This is a genomic window from Pseudomonas sp. RtIB026, from assembly GCF_016861355.2.
GTDB classification, from domain to species: Bacteria; Pseudomonadota; Gammaproteobacteria; order Pseudomonadales; family Pseudomonadaceae; genus Aquipseudomonas; species Aquipseudomonas peradeniyensis.
Map to the genome: position 1 here is coordinate 4,564,586 of NZ_AP023348.2, position 20,515 is coordinate 4,585,100.

At 62.5% G+C, this 20,515-nt stretch carries 20 protein-coding genes and 1 pseudogene; 14 read left to right on the plus strand and 7 right to left on the minus strand.

The features are described 5' to 3' along the window. Positions 1-13 precede the first annotated feature (13 nt). Complete coding sequence (phnX, locus tag PRtIB026_RS20450) at positions 14-841, plus strand: phosphonoacetaldehyde hydrolase (RefSeq protein ID WP_203651908.1); 828 nt, start codon at positions 14-16, stop codon at positions 839-841. Between the two features lie 127 nt (positions 842-968). On the opposite strand, the gene PRtIB026_RS20455 is transcribed toward phnX, so the two are convergent. Beyond that, the gene (locus PRtIB026_RS20455; RefSeq protein ID WP_203651906.1) at positions 969-1,529 is read right to left on the minus strand and encodes an NADPH-dependent FMN reductase; all 561 of its coding nucleotides are present in this window, start codon (positions 1,527-1,529) and stop codon (positions 969-971) included. Positions 1,530-1,687: 158 nt separating this feature from the next. On the opposite strand from PRtIB026_RS20455, the gene PRtIB026_RS20460 reads away from it, so the two are divergent. Further along, positions 1,688-1,906, plus strand: a complete 219-nt coding sequence (locus PRtIB026_RS20460; protein WP_028690532.1) for a hypothetical protein — start codon at positions 1,688-1,690, stop codon at positions 1,904-1,906. On the opposite strand, the gene PRtIB026_RS20465 is transcribed toward PRtIB026_RS20460, so the two are convergent. From PRtIB026_RS20465 to PRtIB026_RS20480, 4 genes are all read right to left on the minus strand, one after another. After that, positions 1,890-4,133, minus strand: a complete 2,244-nt coding sequence (locus PRtIB026_RS20465) for an Orn/Lys/Arg decarboxylase N-terminal domain-containing protein (RefSeq protein ID WP_203651904.1) — start codon at positions 4,131-4,133, stop codon at positions 1,890-1,892. The genes PRtIB026_RS20460 and PRtIB026_RS20465 overlap by 17 nt on opposite strands. Positions 4,134-4,287: 154 nt before the next feature. Beyond that, a complete protein-coding gene (gene dnaQ, locus PRtIB026_RS20470) occupies positions 4,288-5,043 on the minus strand; it encodes a DNA polymerase III subunit epsilon (RefSeq protein WP_203651902.1) in 756 nt (251 codons plus the stop codon). A 162-nt stretch (positions 5,044-5,205) separates the two neighbouring features. After that, positions 5,206-5,652, minus strand: coding sequence for a ribonuclease HI (gene rnhA, locus PRtIB026_RS20475; RefSeq protein ID WP_028690529.1), 447 nt, complete (start codon positions 5,650-5,652; stop codon positions 5,206-5,208). Positions 5,653-5,665: 13 nt separating this feature from the next. After that, complete coding sequence (locus PRtIB026_RS20480; RefSeq protein ID WP_203651900.1) at positions 5,666-6,439, minus strand: class I SAM-dependent methyltransferase; 774 nt, start codon at positions 6,437-6,439, stop codon at positions 5,666-5,668. A gap of 84 nt (positions 6,440-6,523) precedes the next feature. Here PRtIB026_RS20480 and gloB point away from each other — a divergent pair, with 84 nt between their 5' ends. The 12 genes and pseudogenes from gloB to PRtIB026_RS26495 all read left to right on the plus strand — a co-directional run bounded on the left by gloB (position 6,524) and on the right by PRtIB026_RS26495 (position 19,294). Beyond that, positions 6,524-7,303, plus strand: coding sequence for a hydroxyacylglutathione hydrolase (gloB, locus tag PRtIB026_RS20485; protein ID WP_203651898.1), 780 nt, complete (start codon positions 6,524-6,526; stop codon positions 7,301-7,303). Between the two features lie 100 nt (positions 7,304-7,403). Then, entirely contained in the window at positions 7,404-8,831 is a 1,428-nt protein-coding gene (locus tag PRtIB026_RS20490) for a lytic transglycosylase domain-containing protein (RefSeq protein ID WP_203651896.1), read from the plus strand. Positions 8,832-9,048: 217 nt separating this feature from the next. After that, positions 9,049-10,881 carry an extracellular solute-binding protein gene (locus PRtIB026_RS20495; RefSeq protein ID WP_203651894.1) on the plus strand — a complete coding sequence of 611 codons (1,833 nt, stop codon included), beginning with the start codon at positions 9,049-9,051 and terminating at the stop codon, positions 10,879-10,881. Continuing rightward, entirely contained in the window at positions 10,878-12,710 is a 1,833-nt protein-coding gene (locus PRtIB026_RS20500; RefSeq protein WP_267812808.1) for an extracellular solute-binding protein, read from the plus strand. Before PRtIB026_RS20495 ends, PRtIB026_RS20500 begins: the two co-directional genes overlap by 4 nt. 1 nt (position 12,711) lies before the next feature. After that, positions 12,712-13,785: a microcin C ABC transporter permease YejB gene (locus PRtIB026_RS20505; RefSeq protein ID WP_046854817.1), complete on the plus strand. Its 1,074-nt coding sequence runs from the start codon at positions 12,712-12,714 to the stop codon at positions 13,783-13,785. A 1-nt stretch (position 13,786) separates the two neighbouring features. Then, a complete protein-coding gene (locus tag PRtIB026_RS20510; protein ID WP_248920744.1) occupies positions 13,787-14,806 on the plus strand; it encodes an ABC transporter permease in 1,020 nt (339 codons plus the stop codon). 1 nt (position 14,807) lies between these two features. Then, complete coding sequence (locus PRtIB026_RS20515; protein ID WP_203651892.1) at positions 14,808-16,418, plus strand: ABC transporter ATP-binding protein; 1,611 nt, start codon at positions 14,808-14,810, stop codon at positions 16,416-16,418. Between the two features lie 53 nt (positions 16,419-16,471). Next, the gene (locus tag PRtIB026_RS20520; protein WP_203651890.1) at positions 16,472-17,401 is read left to right on the plus strand and encodes a DUF4238 domain-containing protein; all 930 of its coding nucleotides are present in this window, start codon (positions 16,472-16,474) and stop codon (positions 17,399-17,401) included. Positions 17,402-17,711: 310 nt separating this feature from the next. After that, positions 17,712-17,957 (plus strand): hypothetical protein, encoded by a 246-nt coding sequence (locus tag PRtIB026_RS20525; RefSeq protein WP_203651888.1) that lies wholly within the window; start codon positions 17,712-17,714, stop codon positions 17,955-17,957. Positions 17,958-18,171: 214 nt separating this feature from the next. Next, on the plus strand, positions 18,172-18,441 hold the full coding sequence (locus PRtIB026_RS20530; protein ID WP_011534690.1) for a DUF3077 domain-containing protein: 270 nt from the start codon (positions 18,172-18,174) through the stop codon (positions 18,439-18,441). Between the two features lie 187 nt (positions 18,442-18,628). Further along, positions 18,629-19,069, plus strand: a pseudogene (locus PRtIB026_RS20535) (GNAT family N-acetyltransferase); the annotation flags it as partial. A gap of 57 nt (positions 19,070-19,126) precedes the next feature. Further along, positions 19,127-19,294, plus strand: coding sequence for a hypothetical protein (locus PRtIB026_RS26495; RefSeq protein ID WP_324256569.1), 168 nt, complete (start codon positions 19,127-19,129; stop codon positions 19,292-19,294). Between the two features lie 164 nt (positions 19,295-19,458). Here the strand turns inward: PRtIB026_RS26495 and PRtIB026_RS20540 are convergent, their stop codons facing one another. Both PRtIB026_RS20540 and PRtIB026_RS20545 read right to left on the minus strand, forming a co-directional pair. Continuing rightward, positions 19,459-20,028 carry a GNAT family N-acetyltransferase gene (locus PRtIB026_RS20540; protein ID WP_203651886.1) on the minus strand — a complete coding sequence of 190 codons (570 nt, stop codon included), beginning with the start codon at positions 20,026-20,028 and terminating at the stop codon, positions 19,459-19,461. Then, positions 19,988-20,308 carry a DUF1778 domain-containing protein gene (locus PRtIB026_RS20545; protein WP_203651885.1) on the minus strand — a complete coding sequence of 107 codons (321 nt, stop codon included), beginning with the start codon at positions 20,306-20,308 and terminating at the stop codon, positions 19,988-19,990. The genes PRtIB026_RS20540 and PRtIB026_RS20545 overlap by 41 nt, the downstream gene beginning before the upstream one ends. Positions 20,309-20,515: the final 207 nt, after the last annotated feature.

Consider the following 20,515-nt stretch of genomic DNA (forward strand, 5'->3'; position numbering starts at 1 on the left):
GGAAAACGCGCACATGAACTACAGCAACCCCACCCAGCTGCAAGCCGCCATCCTCGACTGGGCCGGCACCGTGGTCGACTTCGGCTCCTTCGCCCCGACCCAGATCTTCGTCGAAGCCTTCGCCGAGTTCGACGTGCAGGTGTCCATCGAAGAAGCCCGTGGCCCGATGGGCATGGGCAAGTGGGACCATATCCGCACCCTGTGCGACGTGCCGGAAATCGCCGAGCGCTACCGCAAGGTGTTCGGCCGCACGCCCACCGACGACGATGTCACCGCCATCTACGAGCGCTTCATGCCGCTGCAGATCGAGAAGATCGCCGTGCACTCGGCGCTGATCCCAGGCGCCCTGGACACCCTGACCGGGCTGCGCAAGGACGGCCTGAAAATCGGCTCCTGCTCCGGCTACCCGAAGGTGGTGATGGACAAGGTGGTCGAACTGGCCGCGCAGAACGGCTACGTGGCCGACCATGTGGTGGCCACCGACGAGACGCCGAACGGCCGCCCGTGGCCGGCCCAGGCGCTGGCCAACGTGATTGCCCTGGGCATCGATGACGTGGCTGCCTGCGTGAAGGTCGACGACACCGTGCCGGGGATTCTCGAAGGCCGCCGCGCCGGGATGTGGACCGTGGCGCTCGTGTGCTCGGGCAATGCCCTGGGGCTGACCTGGGAAGGCTACCGGGCGTTGAGCACGGAGAAGCTGGAGAGCGAGCGCAAGCGGATCCATGGGATGTTTGCCAGCTCCCGCCCGCACTACCTGATCGATACCATCAACGAGCTGCCCGAGGTCATTGCCGATATCAATCGGCGGTTGGCCAAGGGGGAGATGCCGCAGGCCTCCTGACAGGTCGGTGTTACTTTCTTCGCGGGTAAACCCGCTCCCACAGAGATATCACTGCCTTGGAAGTCGGTGATTTTCCTGTGGGAGCGGGTTTACCCGCGAAGGCGTCAGAGCAGACAACCGAGAACCATCAGACTGCCCGGTTCAACTTCACCCACGACGCGAACCGGTCGATATAGCCCTGCAGGAAGGGCCGGGTCTTGTCGTTCAGCTTGCCGCTATCATCGAACAGCGTCGCCGCCCCACCGATATAAGCCTCGGGCATCTGCATGCACGGCATGTCGAGGAACACCAGCGACTGGCGCACCGCATGATTGGCGCCGAACCCGCCGATCGCCCCCGGCGACACGCTGGCCACCGCCGCCGGCTTTCCGCTCCATACGCTCTGCCCATAGGGCCGCGAACCCACGTCGATGGCGTTCTTCAACCCGCCCGGCACCGAACGGTTGTACTCCGGGGTGACAAACAACACCGCGTCGCTGCGGCGGATTTCGTCGCGAAAATGCTTCCACGCCTCGGGAGCGCCCTCGGCCTCGACATCCTCGTTGTACAACGGCAGGTCGCCGATCTCGACGATCCGCAGTTTGAGGCTGGATGGCGCCAGCTCAGATAGCGCGCGGGCCACCTTGCGGTTGTAGGACTCCTTGCGCAAGCTGCCGACGACAACCGCTACCGAATAGACCTGGCTCATGGCGTTTTGCAACCTCTGCTCTGGGAATGGGACCTGTTAGTTATAGATGACCGTTCCTCGGCTCCCGGTTTTTTTTCCATTTGGCTGAAAACTTCCCGGGCGTTTCACTGGTCTATGCCTACAGACATTTCCTACACGATTCAGAGGTTTCCACCTAAATGGCAGCAGTAATGGTCGGCCAGTTCCACGCCCGCGACGCCGAAGGCCGTATCTACCCCGTCCACGAATTCCAGGAATCCACCCTGCAGGCTGACGGCAGCACCCTCGGCGCGCCGGTCACCAGCTATCGGCTGGCCATCGGCGACCGCGTCAACCACCTGGGCGACGACCGCTTCGAGCTGGCCCAGACCGGCGTCGAGATCATCCGCATTCCTTGACGCAATCGACGGTGTACAGCGTCCCCTCGCGCTGCAGGCCATGCACGTCGGCGACGAAACCCGGGAAGCCCTGGTCGAAGGCCCGGGCGCACTCCAGGTAGACCAGGATCGAGCGGGTCGCCTCGGTGAAGCGCTCGCCCGGCATGATCAAGGGGATCCCCGGCGGATACGGCACCAGCATCACCGCCGCGACCCGGCCCAGCAGCTGCTCGATCGGCACCGCCTCCACCTCCCCGCGCACCATCCGGTCATAGGCCTCGGCCGGGGTCATCGCCACCTCGGGCAAACGGGTGAACAGCAGCTTGAGCTGCCTGGACGTGGCATTGCCGCGGTAGAAGGCATGCAGTTGCTGGCACAGGTCGCGCAGCCCCAGCCCCTGGTAGCGTGACGGCTGCGGCGTCAGCGCGCTGGGCAGGCAGTCGGCCAGCGCGGTATTGGCGTCGTAGTGGCGCTTGAACTCCAGCAGTTCGGTCAGCAGCGTGCTCCACTTGCCCTTGGTGATGCCCATCGAGAACAGCACCAGGAAGCTGTACAGACCGGTCTTCTCCACCACCAGCCCCCGTTCCCAGAGGAACTTGCCGACCACCGCGGCCGGAATGCCGTGCTCGCCCGCCCCACCACCGGCTCCCGGCATCACCAGGGTGACCTTGAGCGGATCGAGCAGCACATAGTCGTCGCTCAGCTCGGCAAAGCCATGCCACTCGGCCCCCGGCTGCAACAGCCAGTCCGCCGCCTCCAGGCGCTCGCCGCCCTGCGCCAGCGGGGGCTGCCAGATGCTGAACCACCAGTCGTCGGCGGCGATGTGCTCGCGCAGGTTGGCCAGCGCCCGGCGAAAGCTCAGGGCCTCGTCGAACATCTCCTGCAGCAGCGAGCGCCCGGCCGGGCCCTCCATCATCGCCGAGGCCACGTCCAGCGAGGCGAGGATGCTGTACTGCGGCGAGGTGGAGATATGCATCATGAACGCTTCGTTGAAGCGGTCGCGGTCCAGCTGGCGGGCGGCGCCGTCCTGCACATGGATCATCGATGCCTGGCTGAAGGCAGCCAGCAGCTTGTGGGTGGAATGGGTGCTGAACAGCAGCGGGCCCTCATCGCCGCGCGGCGTGCCCATGGCATAGCGGCCGGTGAAGAACTCGTGGAAGGCGGCGTAGGCGAACCAGGCCTCATCGAAGTGCAGCACCTCGGCACTGGCACCGAGGGTCTGCTTGATGAGGCCAGCGTGGTAGCACAGGCCGTCATAGGTGGAGTTGGTGACCACCGCCAGCTTGATCTTCGCCGGCCGCCCCTGGGCCAGCGGGTGGGCCTGGATCTTTGCCTGTATGGACGCCGGGGTGAACTCGCTGAGCGGGATCGGCCCGATGACGCCCAGCTCGTTACGCTCCGGGCACAGGTAGAGGGGGATGGCGCCGGTCATGATGATCGCATGCACCACCGACTTGTGGCAGTTGCGGTCCACCAGCACCAGGTCACCGCGCCCGACCATGGCGTGCCAGACGATCTTGTTGGCGGTGGAGGTGCCGTTGATGACGAAGAAGGTATGGTCGGCGCCGAAGTTGCGCGCCGCCCGCGCCTCGGCGGCGGCCAGGGGGCCGGTATGGTCGAGCAGCGAGCCCAGCTCGGGCACCGACACGGACAGGTCCGAGCGCAGGGTGTTTTCGCCGAAGAACTGGTGAAAGGCCTGCCCCACCGGGCTCTTGTGATAGGCCACGCCGCCGCCGTGGCCTGGGGTGTGCCAGGAGTAGTTCGACTGCGCGGTGTGTTGCACCAGGGCCTTGAAGAACGGTGGCAGCAAACCGTCGAGGTAAGTGTGCGCGGCCCGCGCCACCTGGCGGGCGAGAAAGGGCACGGTGTCTTCGAACAGGTAGAGAATGCCGCGCAACTGGTTGAGCTCACCCATGGCCTCGGCCGGGGCGTTCTCCAGGGTGACCTGCTCGCCCAAGGCGAAGATCGGCAGGTTGGGTGCGCGCAGCCGGGCCAGGCGGATCAGCTCGGCCATGTTCTGCAGCAGGCGGCTATTGTCGCCGACACCCTCGGCGGCGATCAGCATGCAGGCCAGGCCGTGGTGGGTAGCGGCCACCAGGCGCGCCTCGGCCTGGTCGGCGGCGGCGAGGATGGCGAAGCCGTCCCTGGCCAGTTCGTCGGCAATGCCACGCACCCGTTCACCGGCGACACTGTCGGCCTTGATCGCCCGGTGGACGATGAGGATGGGGAACTGGAGGTCCTTGTACATCGGGCGGCTACCTCTGCGGGGGCTTCCCCCTCAGGGTAGTTGAGGCTGGTGTCGTCAGTGCCGGCCTCTTCGCGGGTAAACCCGCTCCCACAGGTTCGGGGGGGTTGCCTGTGGGAGCGGGTTTACCCGCGAAAGGGCCAGTACTGCTGGTAGATCAGCTGGCAGGTGCCTCTGTCAGCACCTGCCACATCGCCGGCCCACCCGCCGACTTGGCGACGGCCGCCAAACGCTCGACATGGGCCTCGAGCTCTTCCTCGCTAGCCATGATCACCTTACCCGCCGCACGACCGGTAATCCGACGGATCTCACTGCCGGTGCTGCCCTGCCCATCCTCGCCCTGCGCGCCATCCCCCGCCAGCGACAGGCTGGTCTGGCCGCCGGTCATCGCCAGGTAGACGTCGGCCAGCAGTTCCGAGTCGAGCAATGCGCCGTGCAGTTCACGGCCAGAGTTGTCGATACCGTAGCGTTTGCACAGCGCATCGAGGCTGTTGCGCTGCCCCGGGTGGCGCGAGCGCGCCATCATCAGGGTGTCGAGGATCGGGCAGTGCTGCGAGATGTCGGCGCGGTCCTGCTGGCCGATCAGCGCGAACTCATTGTTGATGAAGCCGACGTCGAACGCCGCGTTGTGGATGACCAGGGTGGCGCCCTGGATGAAGTCGAAGAACTCCTCGGCCACATCGCCGAAGCGCGGTTTGCCCACCAGGAAGGCGTCGGTGATGCCGTGGACGTTGATCGCACCCTCGTCACTCTCGCGGTCGGGCTGCAGGTAGACATGGAAATGCCGCCCGGTCAGGCGCCGGCCCACGACCTCGACGCAACCGATCTCGATGATGCGGTGGCCTTCGGCCACCGGCATGCCGGTGGTCTCGGTGTCGAGGATGACGAACCGTTTGTCTTGCTGCTGCTCCACGGGTGACTCCAACTTGCGGGGCTTGAATTCGAGGCGGGAGTATACCGGAATCGGGGCCGCTTTGCGGCCCATCGCGGCACAAGGCCGCTCCTACTGGGACCGTGTAAATCCTGTAGGAGCGGCCTTGTGCCGCGAAAGGGCTGCGCAGCAGCCCCAGTTGGCTCAACGCTGAGCCCGCACCTCATCGACCCCACGATTGGCCAACTGGTCGGCCCGCTCGTTGCCCGGGTGGCCGATGTGCCCGCGCACCCACTTCCAGGTCACCTTGTGCCGGTTGACCTGTTCATCGAGGGCCATCCACAGGTCGGCGTTCTTCACCGGCTCCTTGGCGGCGGTCTTCCAGCCGCGCTTCTTCCAGTTGGTCATCCACTCGTTGATGCCCTTCATCACGTACTGGGAGTCGGTGGTCAGCACCACCTCGCACTCGCGCTTGAGCGCCTTCAGGCCCTCGATCGCGGCCATCAGCTCCATGCGGTTGTTGGTGGTCTCGCGCTCGCCGCCCCACAGTTCCTTCTCGACGCCCTTGAAAACCATCAGGACGCCCCAGCCGCCCGGGCCGGGATTGCCCTTGCAGGCACCATCGGTGTAGATCTCGACGCTATCGCTCATGTACCACTCGTGTTCAGTGCTTTTCGGAATCGGGGTGGGTGGCGCTGCGATTGACCTTGGCCAACGGCAGCGGCAGCAGCTTGCCCATCGGCTCGCGGCGCTCAAGGCGCAGCGGCCGCAGGCCGACCACCATCTTGCGCGCCACCAGCAGGTAGACACCGCCACCGGCGCCCTGCCAGCCCCCGGCCACCCGCTCCCAACCGGCCAGGCGCTGTTGCCAGGCCGGCGAGGCAAGCGGCGGACGATAGCACCCGAAGCGGCGTTTCTCCAGCGCGAAGCCCAGCAGGTTGAGCCAGTCGCCGACCCGCGACGCCGAGATGCAGCGGGCCTTGCGCAAGGCGCCCTGGCTGAAGAAATGCCGCAGCCCCCAACTGCTCCACGGGTTGATGCCGACAATCAGCAGGTGACCGCCCGGGCGCACCGCGCTGGCCGCCTCCCGGAGCAATCCGTGGGGAGAGAGACTGAAGTCCAGGCCGTGCTGCAGCACCACCACGTCGGCGGCATGTTCCGACAGCGGCCAGGCCTGCTCCTCGCAGACGATCTCCACCCCCGGCAACGGCGCGCCCAGGCGCACGTTGCGCTGCACCTGCGGGGCGTTGGGCGGCGGTTCGGCGCAGGGGCCGTAGTGCACCAGGTAGCCACCGAAGAAGCGCCGCAGCTCTTCTTCGAGCAACTTTTCCTCTTCCTTGAGCATCAACTGCCCAAGGGGGCCATTGAACCAGTCGCGGGCCAGGCTGATGAGTTCGACCCAGTCGGGGTCGGCCTGGGCGAAGGCTTGGTCGGTCATTGCATTCTCCCTCGAAGGTTCTCCGGCCGCGCCATCGCGGCTAAGATGCCCTCAATGTCCAGGCTTGGCGATACGGATCCGCACATGATACAGATCGATGCCCTACCCGCTTTCAACGACAACTACATCTGGTTGTTACAGGATACTGCCAATCGCCGCTGCGCAGTGGTCGATCCCGGCGATGCCAGGCCGGTGCAGGCCTGGCTGGGCCAGCATCGCGACTGGGCGCTGGAGGCGATCCTGGTCACTCACCACCACCATGACCATGTCGGCGGCGTCGAGGCCCTGAAGCAGGCCACCGGTGCCACCGTCTACGGCCCGGCCAACGAGCTCATTCCGGCCCGCGACGTCGCCCTGGAGGATGGCGCGCAGGTCAAAGCCCTGGGCCTGACGTTCGAAGTCATGGCCATGCCCGGCCACACCCTGGGGCATATCGCCTATTACACTGCGCAATCGCCCACGCCGCTACTGTTCAGTGGCGACACCCTGTTCGCCGCCGGTTGCGGTCGCCTGTTCGAAGGCACGCCTGAACAGATGCACCATTCGCTGCAGCGCCTGGCCGCCCTGCCCGCCGAGACCGAAGTGTACTGCGCCCACGAATATACCCTGAGCAACCTGCGCTTCGCCCGCGCCGTGGAACCGGAAAACCTGCACGTTCTGCAACGGTTCGAAGACGTTACCCGCCTGCGCGCCGACAATCGCATCAGCCTGCCCTCCACCATCGGCCTGGAGCGCCTGACCAACCCGTTTTTGCGTACCGCTGAAACATTCGTTAAACAAAAAGCAGACGAATGGAAGGGACATTCCAACCCCACCCAAGCCACTGTTTTTGCTGCCTTGAGGTCTTGGAAGGACGTGTTCTGATAACCTCAAGATATATCGTGACACAAGCCCAAAGGTTGACCCGGCCGGGGCCGGTTTCTAGAATCGCCCAACTTTTTTGCCCGGATAACCGTTCCAGCCGATGTCTTCCCCTAGCCGCAGAACCGCTCATTCGGTCGCCCTGACGCGACTGGCACAGATCAGTGCACTGGCGCTGGCCGCCACCCTGGTCGGCTGCCAGAGCACCCGTCAGCTCGACGAATCCGACAGCGTTCGCGCGCACAACTACCAGGCGCGGATCAAGCACAAGCCCGCGCCACTGGTGGTCAAGCCCAAGGAAGCGCCGCCCCAGGACGTCTGGGAGCGCATGCGCCAGGGCTTCGCCCTGCAGGATGGCATGGACGTCAACCCGCGCATCGAACAGCAGCGCCTATGGTTCGCCAGCAACCCGTCGTTCCTCGAGAACGCCGGCGAGCGCGGCAGCCTCTACCTGCACTACATCGTCGAGCGCCTCGAAGAACGCGACATGCCGCTGGAGCTGGCCCTGCTGCCGGCCATCGAGAGCGCCTACAACCCGATGGCCTACTCCCGCGCGCACGCCGCCGGCATGTGGCAGTTCATCCCGTCCACCGGGCGCCACTTCAAGCTGCGCCAGACCAACTTCTACGATGGCCGTCGCGACGTCACCGCCTCGACCAATGCGGCGCTGGACTACCTGAACCGCCTGCACGACATGTTCAACGGCGACTGGCTGCTGGCCCTGGCGGCCTACAATGCCGGCGAAGGCACCGTCAGCCGCGCCATCGAGCGCAACGAGCGCCTGGGCCTGCCGACCGACTACTGGAACCTGCCGCTGCCGCAGGAAACCCGCGACTACGTGCCCAAGCTGCTGGCCCTGTCGCAGGTGGTCAACACCCCGGCCGCCTACGGGATCAACCTGAACCCGATCGCCAACGAACCCTATTTCGAAGCCGTCGCCATCAACGACCGCCTCGACCTGTCGCGCGTCGCGGCCTTCGCCGACATCGACGAAGACGAGCTGATCCAGCTCAACCCCGCCTTCAAGAAGCGCATGACCGTGGACGGCCCGCAGCAGTTGCTGGTGCCTACCGCCAAGGCACAGTTGCTGAGCGACCGCATGTCCAACCTCAAGCCCGAGGAACTGGTCGCCCTGCAGCCGAACAAGGCCGTGTTCCAGGCCGCCCTGGCCGATGCCAAGGCGCCGGCGGCGCGCAGCTACCGGGTCAAGCGCGGCGACAACCTGGGCAGCATCGCCAAGGCCAACCGCGTCGCGGTCAAGGACATCCAGCGCTGGAACAGCCTGCGCGGCAACAGCCTCAAGGTCGGCCAGGTGCTGGCCCTGCGTGGCGGCAACGCGCCGAGCGCGGCGGCCAACCGCGTGGCCGATGCCAAGCAGCGTTCCACCCAGTACAAGGTGCGCAAGGGCGACTCGTACTACCTGGTGGCCAAGCGTTTCAACGTCGAGATGAAACACCTCAAGCGCTGGAACCCGCGCAGCGGGCATGCGCTCAAGCCGGGGCAGACGCTGACCGTTTACCTGTCGCGTTGATGTGAATCCCGGGGGCGCTTCGCGCCCCTTTCGCGGCACAAGGCCGCTCCTACAGGGATTACGCAGACTCTGTAGGAGCGGCCTTGTGCCGCGAAAGGGCTGCGAAGCAGCCCCAATCAGCCACATCCATCTGACCGGCTCGCACCCTTTTTCCATTCCAGACAAGCTGTTACTGTACCCCGAACCAAGCCCAACGCCTTCTGGATCGGATGCCGACTTGATACGTCCCCTCCTGCTGTCTCTCAGCCTGGCCTTGAGCTTCCCCGCCGTCGCGATGGTGAGCGAAAGCCACGGATACGCGCAGTTCGGCACGCTCAAGTACCCGGCCAGCTTCACCCACTTCGACTGGGTCAATCCGCAAGCCCCCAAAGGCGGCACCTTGCGGGCCATGGCCTTCGGCACCTTCGACACGCTCAACCCCTACACCTTCAAGGGCTCGAGCCCGGTCACCACGCCCAACTTCCTGCAGTACGGCATCAACGAGCTCAACGAGCCGCTGATGGTCGGCACCGGCATGTACGACCCCTCCGGCGACGAGCCCACCTCCAGCTACGGCCTGATCGCCCGCTCCGTCGAGTACAGCGAGGACCGCAGCTGGGTGGTGTTCAACCTGCGCCCCGAGGCGCACTTCCACGACGGCGTGCCGATCACCGCCGCCGATGTCGCCTTCAGCTACCGCACCCTGCTCAAGGACGGCCACCCGATCTACCGCACCAACCTGCAGGAAGTGGCCCGGGTCGACATCCTCGGCCCGCTGCGCATCCGCTTCGTGTTCAAGCGCGCCGGCAACCCGCTGCTGATCCTGCGCCTGGGCGAGATGCCGGTGCTGCCCAGGCACTACTGGGAAAAGCGCGACTTCAAGGCCACCACCTTCGAGCCGCCTTTGGGCAGCGGCCCCTACCGCATCACCGAGGTGCAACCCGGCCGCCGGCTGGTGTTCGAGCGGGTGAAGGACTACTGGGGCAAGGACCTGGCCGTGAACCGCGGCAAGTACAACTTCAAGCGCGTCGAATACGAGTTCTACCGTGACGCCACCGTGGCCTTCGAGGCCTTCAAGGCCGGCGAGTTCGACCTCTACATCGAGCACCAGGCGAAGAACTGGGCCAACGGCTACAACTTCCCCGCCGTGCGCCGCGGTGAGGTGATCAAGGCGCAGATCCCGCACAAGATCCCGACACAGACCCAAGGCCTGTTCATGAACAGCCGCCGCGCCACCTTCAGCGACCCGCGGGTACGCCAGGCGCTGGGCCTGATGCTAGATTTCGAGTGGACCAACCGCGCGCTGTTCAACGGCGCCTACCGGCGCGCCACCAGCTACTACCCCAACAGTGATTTCACCGCCACAGGCCTGCCCACCGGCAAGGAATGGCTGCTGCTCAAACCGTTCCGCGACCAACTGCCCGAGAAGCTGTTCACCCAGCCCTACCAGGTCAGCCACACCGACGGCAGCGGCATCAGCCGCCCGGCCCTGCGCCAGGCCCTCGACCTGTTCGCCCAGGCCGGCTGGAAGCTCAACGGCCAGCGCCTGGTGGACAACAAGGGCCAGCAGTTGCGCATGGAACTGCTGCTGGTGAACCCGAACCTCGAACGCATCCTGCAACCTTATGTCGAAAATCTGGCGAGCATCGGCATCGATGCGCGCTTGCGTACCGTCGACCGTGCCCAGTACAAACAACGGCTCGACCAGTTCGATTTCGACATGATCCTGATGACCCTGAACCAGACGCTGAGCCCGGGCCTCGAACAGTGGCTGTATTTCCACTCGAGCCAAGCCGCCACCAAGGGCAGCAAGAACTATGCTGGGGTCAAGGACCCGGTGGTCGACCACCTGCTCGACACCCTGCTCGCCGCCCGCACGCGTGATGACCAGATCGCCGCGGCGCGTGCCCTGGACCGCGTGCTCTCATGGCAGTACTACATGATCCCCAACTGGTACCTCGACAATCACCGCCTGGCCTACCGCAACCGGTTCGCCTTCGTCACCACGCCGCCCTACACCCTCGGGCTGAACAGCTGGTGGATCAAGAAGACTTCGGAGAAAGCCAAATGACGCCCACCTTGCGCCGCCTGGCCGGCAGCCTGTTGCTGGCCTGCCTCACGCTCCCGGCCGTGGCCGCCCCGCAGCACGCCCTGACCCTGTACGACGAGCCGCCAAAATACCCGGCCAACTTCAAGCACTTCGAATACGTCAATCCTGACGCGCCCAAGGGCGGCACCTTCCGCCAGTCCAGCTTCGGCGGCTTCGACAGCCTCAACCCGTTCATCAACAAGGGCGTGCCCGCCGACAACGTCGGCAGCATCTACGACACCCTGATGCGCCAGAGCCTGGACGAGCCCTTCACCGAATACGGCCTGGTGGCCGGCAAAATCGAAAAGGCCCCCGACAACAGCTGGGTGCGCTTCTACCTGCGCCCCGAGGCACGCTTCCACGACGGCCAGCCGATGCGCGCCGAGGACGTGGTGTTCACTTTCAACGCCCTGATCAAGGACGGCGCGCCGCTGTACCGCCAGTACTACGCCGACGTCGCCGAGGTGGTCGCCGAAGCCCCGCTCAAGGTGCTGTTCAAGTTCAAGCACACCAACAACCGCGAGTTGCCGCTGATCCTCGGCCAGCTGCCGGTGCTGCCCAAGCACTGGTACGAGGGCCGTGACTTCAACCGCGGCAACCTGGAGATCCCACTGGGCAGCGGCCCGTACAAGGTCGTCGAGGTGAAGGCCGGCCGCTCGATCCGCTACGAGCGGGTCAAGGACTACTGGGCCAAGGACCTGCCGATCAACCGCGGCTTCTACAACTTCGACGTGATGACCTTCGACTCGTACCGCGACAACACCGTCGCCCTCGAAGCCCTCAAGGCCGGTCAGTTCGACTACGCCCTGGAAGTCAGCGCGAAGAACTGGGCCACCGCCTACGACGTGCCCGCCGTGCGCGACGGCCGCCTGATCAAGGAAGAGATCCCCAACGGCAACCCGGTGGGCATGCAGGGCTTCATCTTCAACCTGCGCAAACCCGTGTTCCAGGACATCCGCGTGCGCCACGCCATCAGCCTGCTGATGGACTTCGAATGGACCAACAAGCAGCTGTTCAACGGCGCCTACACCCGCACCGGCAGCTACTTCGAGAACTCCGAGATGGCCGCCAGCGGCCTGCCCTCGCCCGCCGAGCTGAAGATCCTCGAACCACTGCGCGCCGAGGTGCCCGACGAGGTGTTCAACGGCGCCTTCCGCAACCCCGTCACCGACGGCAGCGGCATGATCCGCGACCAGCAGCGCCAGGCCTACAAGCTGCTGCAGGACGCCGGCTGGAAGATCGTCGACGACAAGATGGTCGACAAGGACGGCAAGCCGGTGAGCATCGAGTTCCTGCTGGCCCAGACCCAGTTCGAGCGCGTACTGCTGCCGTTCAAGCGCAACCTCGCGGACCTGGGCATCAACCTCGAGATCCGCCGGGTAGACGTATCGCAGTACATCAACCGCCTGCGCTCGCGGGACTACGACATGATCGTCGGCGGTTTCGCGCAATCGAACTCGCCCGGCAACGAGCAGCGTGAATACTGGAACAGCGCCGCCGCCGACAACCCCGGCAGCCGCAACTTCATCGGCCTGCGTGACCCGGCCATCGACCAGTTGGTGGAGCAGTTGATCAACGCTGACTCCCGGCAGAGCCTGATCGACCATTGCCGTGCCCTGGACCGGGTACTGCTGTGGGGCTACTACGTGATCCCCAACTGGCACATCAAGACTTCCCGCGTGGCCTACTGGAACCACATCGGCCACCCCGCCGTGTCGCCCAAGTACGACATCGGCATCGACACCTGGTGGATCAAGCCCGACGTCACGCCTGCCGTGAGCGAAGCCCCCGCCGCGGAAGAGGTCAACTGACATGCTGGCCTATATCCTGCGGCGCCTGCTGCTGATCATCCCGACCCTGTTCGGCATCCTCATCATCAACTTCATCATCGTCCAGGCCGCCCCCGGCGGCCCGGTCGAGCAGATGATCGCCAAGCTCGAAGGCTTCGAAGGCGCCACCAGCCGCATCGCCGGCGGCGGCGCCGAAGTGTCGGTGGCCGGCTCCAACTACCGCGGTGCGCAAGGCCTGGACCCGGCGCTGATCGCCGAAATCGAGCGCATGTACGGCTTCGACAAGTCGGCGCCCGAACGGCTGTGGATCATGGTCAAGAACTACGCCCAACTGGACTTTGGTAACAGCTTCTTCCGCGACGCCAAGGTCATCGACCTGATCGCCGAGAAGATGCCCGTGTCCATCTCGCTGGGGCTGTGGAGCACGCTGATCATGTACCTGGTGTCGATCCCCCTGGGGATCGCCAAGGCCGTGCGCCACGGCAGCCACTTCGACGTCTGGACCAGCTCGGCGATCATCGTCGGCTACGCCATCCCCGCGTTCCTGTTCGCCATCCTGCTGATCGTGCTGTTCGCCGGCGGCAGCTACTTCGACTGGTTCCCGTTGCGCGGGCTGACCTCCAACAACTTCGACGAGCTCTCCACCACCGGCAAGGTGCTCGACTACTTCTGGCACCTGGTACTGCCGATCACCGCGCTGGTGATCGGCAACTTCGCCACCATGACCCTGCTGACCAAGAACAGCTTCCTCGACGAGATCAACAAGCAGTACGTGGTCACCGCCAAGGCCAAGGGCCTGAGCCGCACCCGCGTGCTCTACGGCCATGTGTTCCGCAACGCCATGCTGCTGGTGATCGCCGGCTTCCCCTCGGCGTTCATCGGCATCTTCTTCACCGGCTCCTTATTGATTGAGGTGATCTTCAGCCTCGACGGCCTGGGCCTGATGAGTTTCGAAGCGGCGATCAACCGCGACTACCCGGTGGTGTTCGGCACCTTGTTCATCTTCACCCTGCTCGGTCTTGTGGTGAAGCTGATCGGCGACCTCACCTACACCCTGGTCGATCCGCGGATCGACTTCGCCAGCCGAGAGCACTGACATGGCCCTGTCCCCCCTCAATCGCCGGCGCTTCGAGCGCTTCAAGGCCAACCGCCGCGGCTGGTGGTCGCTGTGGATCTTCCTGGTGCTGTTCGTGCTCAGCCTGGGCGCCGAGTTCATCGCCAACGACAAGCCGATAGCCGTGCGCTACGACGGCGAATGGTACTTCCCGGCCTTCAAGCGCTACCCCGAGACCACCTTCGGCGGCGAGTTCCCGTTGGAGGCCAACTACAAGAGCCCGTACATCCGCGAGCTGCTGGAGAAAAAAGACGCCTTCGTGCTGTGGGCGCCGATCCCCTACAGCTACCAGAGCATCAACTACGACCTGAAGGTGCCGGCCCCCGCGCCGCCCTCCACCGACAACCTGCTGGGCACCGACGACCAGGGCCGCGACGTGCTGGCCCGGGTGATCTACGGTTTCCGCATCTCGGTGCTGTTCGCCCTGACGCTGACCATCGCCAGCTCCATCGTCGGCGTGATCGCCGGCGCCTTGCAGGGCTTCTACGGCGGCTGGGTCGACCTGGCGGGCCAGCGCTTTTTGGAGATCTGGTCCGGCCTGCCGGTGCTGTACCTGCTGATCATCCTCGCCAGCTTCGTGCAGCCCAACTTCTGGTGGTTGCTGGGCATCATGCTACTGTTCTCGTGGATGAGCCTGGTGGACGTGGTGCGCGCCGAGTTCCTGCGCGGGCGCAACCTCGAGTACGTACGCGCCGCCCGCGCCTTGGGGATGCGCAACGGCCCGATCATGTACCGCCACATCCTGCCCAACGCCATGATCTCGACCATGACCTTCATGCCGTTCATCCTCACCGGCGCCATCGGCACCCTCACCGCCCTGGACTTCTTAGGCTTCGGCCTGCCTGCCGGCTCGCCGTCGCTGGGCGAGCTGGTCGCCCAAGGGAAATCCAACCTGCAAGCCCCGTGGCTAGGCATCAGCGCCTTCGCCGTGCTGGCGGTGATGCTGAGCCTGCTGGTATTCATCGGCGAATCCGCCCGCGACGCCTTCGACCCGAGGAAATGACATGAGCCAAGACACCCTGATCGAAGTCCGCGACCTGGCGGTGGAGTTCGTCACTGGCGAGCAGGTCAACCGCGTGGTCGACGGCATCAGCTTCGACATCCGCAAGGGCGAGACCCTCGCCCTGGTGGGCGAAAGCGGCTCGGGCAAGTCGGTGACCGCGCATTCGATTTTGCGCCTGCTGCCCTACCCGCTGGCCCGGCATCCGAGCGGCACCATCCAGTACGGCGGCAAGGACCTGCTGCACCTGGGCGAAAAGCCCATGCAGCGGATTCGCGGCAACCGCATTGCGATGATCTTCCAGGAGCCGATGACCTCGCTGAACCCGCTGCACAGCATCGAGAAGCAGATCAACGAGATCCTGTTGCTGCACAAGGGGCTGACCGGCAAGGCCGCCACTGCGCGCACGCTGGAGCTGCTGGAGCTGGTCGGCATTCCCGAGCCCAGGAAACGCCTGAAAGCCCTGCCCCATGAGCTGTCCGGTGGCCAGCGCCAGCGGGTGATGATCGCCATGGCCCTGGCCAACGAGCCCGAACTGCTGATCGCCGACGAGCCCACCACTGCGCTCGACGTGACCGTGCAGTTGAAGATTCTCGACCTGCTCAAGGAGCTGCAGGCGCGCCTCGGGATGGCCCTGCTGCTGATCAGCCACGACCTCAACCTGGTGCGCCGCATCGCCCACCGCGTGTGCGTGATGCAGTGCGGCAAGATCGTCGAGCAGGCCGACTGCGCCACGCTGTTCAGCAAGCCGCAGCATCCGTATACGCAGATGCTGATCAACGCCGAGCCCAGCGGCGCGCCCGCCGCGAATGCCGAAGGGGCGCCGTTGCTGGAGGTGAAGGACCTGAAGGTGTGGTTCCCGATCAAGAAGGGGCTGCTGCGCCGGACCGTGGACCATGTGAAGGCGGTGGATGGGGTGAACTTCAGCCTGCCCCGGGGGCAGACGCTGGGGATCGTTGGCGAGAGTGGATCGGGCAAGTCGACCTTGGGGTTGGCCATCTTGCGGTTGATTTCCAGCCAGGGAGGGATTCGCTTCCATGGACAGAATCTTGAAGGGCTGAATCAGAAGGAAGTGCGGCCGCTGCGGCGGGAGATGCAGGTGGTGTTTCAGGATCCCTTTGGCAGCCTGAGCCCGCGCATGTGCGTGGCGGATATCGTCGGCGAGGGTTTACGGATTCACAAGATCGGCACGCCGGCTGAGCAGGAAGCGGCGATTATTGCGGCGTTGGAGGAAGTGGGGCTGGATCCGAGGACGCGGCATCGGTATCCCCATGAGTTTTCTGGGGGGCAAAGGCAGCGGATTGCGATTGCTCGGGCGTTGGTGTTGAAGCCTGCGCTGATTCTGCTGGATGAGCCGACTTCGGCGCTGGATCGGACGGTGCAGCGGCAGGTGGTGGAGCTTTTGCGGAATTTGCAGGTTAAGTACAACCTGACTTATCTGTTTATCAGTCATGACCTGGCGGTGGTCAAGGCGTTGAGTCATCAGTTGATGGTGATCAAGCATGGCCAGGTGGTGGAGCAGGGGGATGCGGGGGCTATATTTCATGAGCCGAAGCATGGGTATACGAGGCAGTTGTTGGAGGCGGCGTTTTTAGAAGCGACACCAACTGTTTGACATTAAGGAAACCCTCGTAATTTTCGTCGAACGCCCAAAGCCAGGAGGGCAAAATGACTGCCAGGCAGCATCACTTTCTTTCACAGTGCTACCTCCGAGGGTTCACAAACAATGGCAGCAAGAACTCCAAACTGACAGTTATCGATCTCTCCCAGAAAAAACATTTTGAAACCACACCTAGAAATGTTGGCGGAGCACGTGACTTCAACCGAATTGACATTGAAGGTGTGGACCAAAATATTCTTGAAAAATCCTTGGCAGATTTTGAGAGCGACGCAGCAATATCATTAAAAGCCGTCACCGAAGGGGCTAGCTTTGCAGGAAAAGAGAAAGATACCATTCTTACGCTCATTGGCTTGCTAGCTATACGATCCCCACAGATGCGTGAAAACATGCGCCAGATCGAAGCTGAAATAGTTGAGCGCATCATGAGCATATCTTTGGCAACCAAAGAGCGCTGGCAGTCTCAAATTGAGCAAGTTCGAAAAAACGGGGGCACGCTGTCTGACAACATTACTTATGAAGACATGGTGAAATTTCACAAAGAAAAACCCTACACCATTGAAGTAGCCAGAGAGCACCATATCCAAGTAGAGATGAAAATGCTGCAACCCGTCGTCTCTTTGCTTATGATGCGCGACTGGTCTTTAATTAGAGCCAACACCGATTCAGGAGCGATAATCACCACCGACCGACCAGTCCTCCTTGATTACCATGAACCGGACAAAGTACCACCCTTCTTCCGAAACTCTCCCGGCTTCGGCCTAAAAAACACCTTCATATATTTTCCGATCGCCAAAAACGTTTCGCTTCTTGGCAACTTTTCCGACAAATCAAGAACTCTTCAAGCCGGCCAGAAACTTATTGCCACTCTAAATGCAAGAATGGCGTATTCAGCGAACAAGCAGATTTATGCTCCAAACCTCGACTTCCCGCTGATCGGGCGCGAAGGTAAAATCGTATCCGGAAAAGTCTTACTATAACCTACCTCTACAAGAAAAACTCAGATTTAGCCTATTTCTTGTAGTCCATTTCCCAAAGATACTCCGACCTCCTATTTCCCGTTGCGATCGCCCTGCCAGCGCTCTAGTCTCGGCAGGTCGCTGCATATCAGCGATCGGCTTTGACAGGCCGCGACGCGACACCTGCACTGCTTGCCCTCTATGGCGGCTGTGCATGGGGCACGCTTGCGTGCGCCGGTTTTTGTGTCCGCCGGTCTGTCAACCTATGCATAGCTGCCACCTACCTGTTTGACAGCAGTCCGGTAGCGGCCCCATCAAAGGGCACAAAACCATGCTGAAGATAGTTCCCGATCCACCCCACAACCACCACTCCCTCGAAGACACCATCATCCAGGCCACGGAGTACGCCCTGTGCGCGCAGACCGTGGCGCATCAGGCTGTTCTGCTGCATCCCAAGTCGCCCGTGTCGATCCTGGTCATGGCCGCGATGCATGAAATGGAGGCGCTGCGGGTGCTGCTCGAGTCGGCGTTGATTCAGGTGCAGATGCTGTCGGCGCAGCCGCAGACACAACACTAATCTGCGAGACAGGTATTGCCTGGACTGACGCATTCGCGGGCAAGCCCGCTCCCACAGGGATCGCACCAAATTGAAGAATCTAAGCAAGACAGATTCTCCCACAGGCACAGCGCCATTCTGGAAGACCGCGATGATCCTGTGTGGGTGGTGCGCCGATGCGACTTGCCCGCGAAAAGTCCAGACCAGGCGCCAACAACTTCAGGGAGATTGAGCAATGAGCACAGACGACACCACGCCCCACACCACGGTGGGCAAGACCAAGTTCTACCAGGGTGAAAAGCATACCGACCCGCTGTTCTGCATCGAACCCGGCATCCCTTGCCAGCACGCACGAGAACAGGCTTCGGAGTTGATGGGCTGCGTATGCGACCTAACCATCACCGGGATCATGGAGGAGAAGCCTCAGTTGATCTGGGCATCGTATTACCTGAGTGCGCTGGCCAAGGCGCTGATGGATGATGCGGAGTTGGGGATGAAGCACTGACCTCCAGGTACATGCGGGCTCTGTAGGAGCGGCCTTGCCGAGGCGTCGGACCGGCCGGAAAGGGCTGCGTAGCAGCCCCGGCAATGGTGCATGATGCTGAAATCTGGGGCCGCTTTGCGGCCCTTTCGCGGTACAAGGCCGCTCCTACAAGGGATTGCGATACGCCTTGGAGCAGAGGGATACGTCCATGGAATGTCATATCCGCCGCGCTCAGCGCGAAGACGCAGAAGCCATCAGCCGGATCGTGATCGCGGCGCTGCGCGAATCCAACTCGCAGGATTACCCGGCAGAGGCGATCGCCCAGGTAGAACAGAACTTTTCACCTGTAGCGGTCAGTGCATTGCTCGATAGCCGAGTGGTATTCGTGGCAGTCAACCAGGACAATCTGCTAGGAACGGCAAGCCTCGATGGCGAGGTGGTCAGGACAGTGTTTGTCGCGCCCACCCATCATGGGATGGGTATTGGCAGACTGCTGATGGAGGCCATCCATGCAGCGGCGATCAGGGCGGGGGTCACGGCACTGCGCGTTCCTTCATCCATCACTGCCCAAGGCTTCTATGCACGGTTGGGGTATCAGAAGCTTCGTGATGAATTCCATGGCGTGGAACGCACCATCATCATGGAGAAATCCACGTTGACCATTCAGGAAGCCGCCCATGCCCTCAACGTTTCTTGCCAGCATTTGATGACGCTGTTGGATGAGGGTGCGATATCTCATACCGGCACTAACGAAAAACGATACATCTTGTTCTCTGACCTGATTGCCTACAAGAACAAGCGTGACGATATCAGCCGGGCTGCGATAAATGAGCTGGCGGTCCAGGGGCAGGCATTGAGAATGGACTACGAATGAGGCAGTTGGATATCCACCCTCTCCCCTGCTCCGTTGTATGTCCCGCTCGACGCCTGACAACCCCGTCATCGGAAACCGCCGATGGCCGTAGCAACAACAACAGCTTGATACAGACCAAGAACGGGCTCTGCCCGTCCCTTAGCCTGTAGCACTTGGACCATTACTTAATCGAAGGCAGCAAAAATGTCTTCGATCTTCAGGAGCATGGGCACTTCGCCTTCAGGGCCAGAAGGCGCCTCCAACGGCTGAAACCCCAAGCTCTTGTAGAATTTCACTGCATCAGGATGCGAGTCGAGGTAAACCCCACGAAATGGCACATGCGCATGAGCGTGGGCGACAGCTTCGAGGAAATTGGCCATCAGCTCTTTTCCGATGTCCCGCTTCTGGTAATCGGCACGCACACCCAGCATGATCAGCCGCATGACCGAAACATCCGACGGCAAGCTCCGCTCGTAGCTGCCCTTGAGTTTCTCACGATGCAAGCTGTAAGCCGAAAAGGTGCATGCACCAATAAACAGGCCATCAGTCCCCGTGGCGACAATACACGCACAGTCGCCTTTTTTCACGGCAGGTTTGAGACCGTTTTGAAAATACCCGTTAATGATCGGGTTCCCGCAGTCAAACTTCTTTTGAGCGCCGTAACTAACGCTGGGGTCAAAGCGACCATAGGTGACTTCGACGGGCTCGCAGCGCTTAGTGCTCTCGGCGTCTTTCTCTTGTGGTGTTGCGCTCATTCTTCGATTTACCTCGCATCAGTGAAACCAATGCTGGGGTCGGCGCGGAATGACTATTGAGCACCTCATTCAATCTGGTCCATCCCGCCTCAGACAGCTCTCGCCGCCTTTGACGTTCCAGTACCATCTCTGCTCGCTCGATAGCAGCGGAAAGAATAAAAGAGCTCAGGTCAAGCCCGTAGGCCGCCGCAGCTTGGCGGATGGTGTCTTTTGCCTCATCGCTGGTTTTCAACTCAACGCGGGCGGTCTTGGTGGTTCTTTCCAACACTCTATTGGTCATTTATCTTCTCCTATCCACTCTCCTTAGCTCATTGGGCACATGTTACAAACACAAAACGAATATATATACCATCCAAAATCATCATATAATTACCCTTGCTGGGTATAACATCTCAATATATAAAATCTGCAATATATTTAGTCTGAAATACTTTATTAAACTCTTGTTATCCTCCTTTGCACGTTTAGTACTTAGCGCTGCCAGACA

Bases quoted from the DNA above. Each gene is read 5' to 3' on its own strand.
- PRtIB026_RS20530 (WP_011534690.1), top strand. From the start codon at position 18,172: ATGAGCACAGACGACACCACGCCCCACACCACGGTGGGCAAGACCAAG.
- PRtIB026_RS20465 (WP_203651904.1), bottom strand. From the start codon at position 4,133: ATGTACAAGGACCTCCAGTTCCCCATCCTCATCGTCCACCGGGCGATC.
- PRtIB026_RS20540 (WP_203651886.1), bottom strand. From the start codon at position 20,028: ATGAGCGCAACACCACAAGAGAAAGACGCCGAGAGCACTAAGCGCTGC.
- PRtIB026_RS26495 (WP_324256569.1), top strand. From the start codon at position 19,127: ATGACGCTGTTGGATGAGGGTGCGATATCTCATACCGGCACTAACGAA.
- PRtIB026_RS20490 (WP_203651896.1), top strand. From the start codon at position 7,404: ATGTCTTCCCCTAGCCGCAGAACCGCTCATTCGGTCGCCCTGACGCGA.
- PRtIB026_RS20460 (WP_028690532.1), top strand. From the start codon at position 1,688: ATGGCAGCAGTAATGGTCGGCCAGTTCCACGCCCGCGACGCCGAAGGC.
- PRtIB026_RS20520 (WP_203651890.1), top strand. From the start codon at position 16,472: ATGACTGCCAGGCAGCATCACTTTCTTTCACAGTGCTACCTCCGAGGG.
- gloB (WP_203651898.1), top strand. From the start codon at position 6,524: ATGATACAGATCGATGCCCTACCCGCTTTCAACGACAACTACATCTGG.
- PRtIB026_RS20505 (WP_046854817.1), top strand. From the start codon at position 12,712: ATGCTGGCCTATATCCTGCGGCGCCTGCTGCTGATCATCCCGACCCTG.
- rnhA (WP_028690529.1), bottom strand. From the start codon at position 5,652: ATGAGCGATAGCGTCGAGATCTACACCGATGGTGCCTGCAAGGGCAAT.
- phnX (WP_203651908.1), top strand. From the start codon at position 14: ATGAACTACAGCAACCCCACCCAGCTGCAAGCCGCCATCCTCGACTGG.
- PRtIB026_RS20455 (WP_203651906.1), bottom strand. From the start codon at position 1,529: ATGAGCCAGGTCTATTCGGTAGCGGTTGTCGTCGGCAGCTTGCGCAAG.
- PRtIB026_RS20510 (WP_248920744.1), top strand. From the start codon at position 13,787: ATGGCCCTGTCCCCCCTCAATCGCCGGCGCTTCGAGCGCTTCAAGGCC.
- PRtIB026_RS20480 (WP_203651900.1), bottom strand. From the start codon at position 6,439: ATGACCGACCAAGCCTTCGCCCAGGCCGACCCCGACTGGGTCGAACTC.
- PRtIB026_RS20525 (WP_203651888.1), top strand. From the start codon at position 17,712: ATGCTGAAGATAGTTCCCGATCCACCCCACAACCACCACTCCCTCGAA.
- PRtIB026_RS20545 (WP_203651885.1), bottom strand. From the start codon at position 20,308: ATGACCAATAGAGTGTTGGAAAGAACCACCAAGACCGCCCGCGTTGAG.
- PRtIB026_RS20500 (WP_267812808.1), top strand. From the start codon at position 10,878: ATGACGCCCACCTTGCGCCGCCTGGCCGGCAGCCTGTTGCTGGCCTGC.
- PRtIB026_RS20515 (WP_203651892.1), top strand. From the start codon at position 14,808: ATGAGCCAAGACACCCTGATCGAAGTCCGCGACCTGGCGGTGGAGTTC.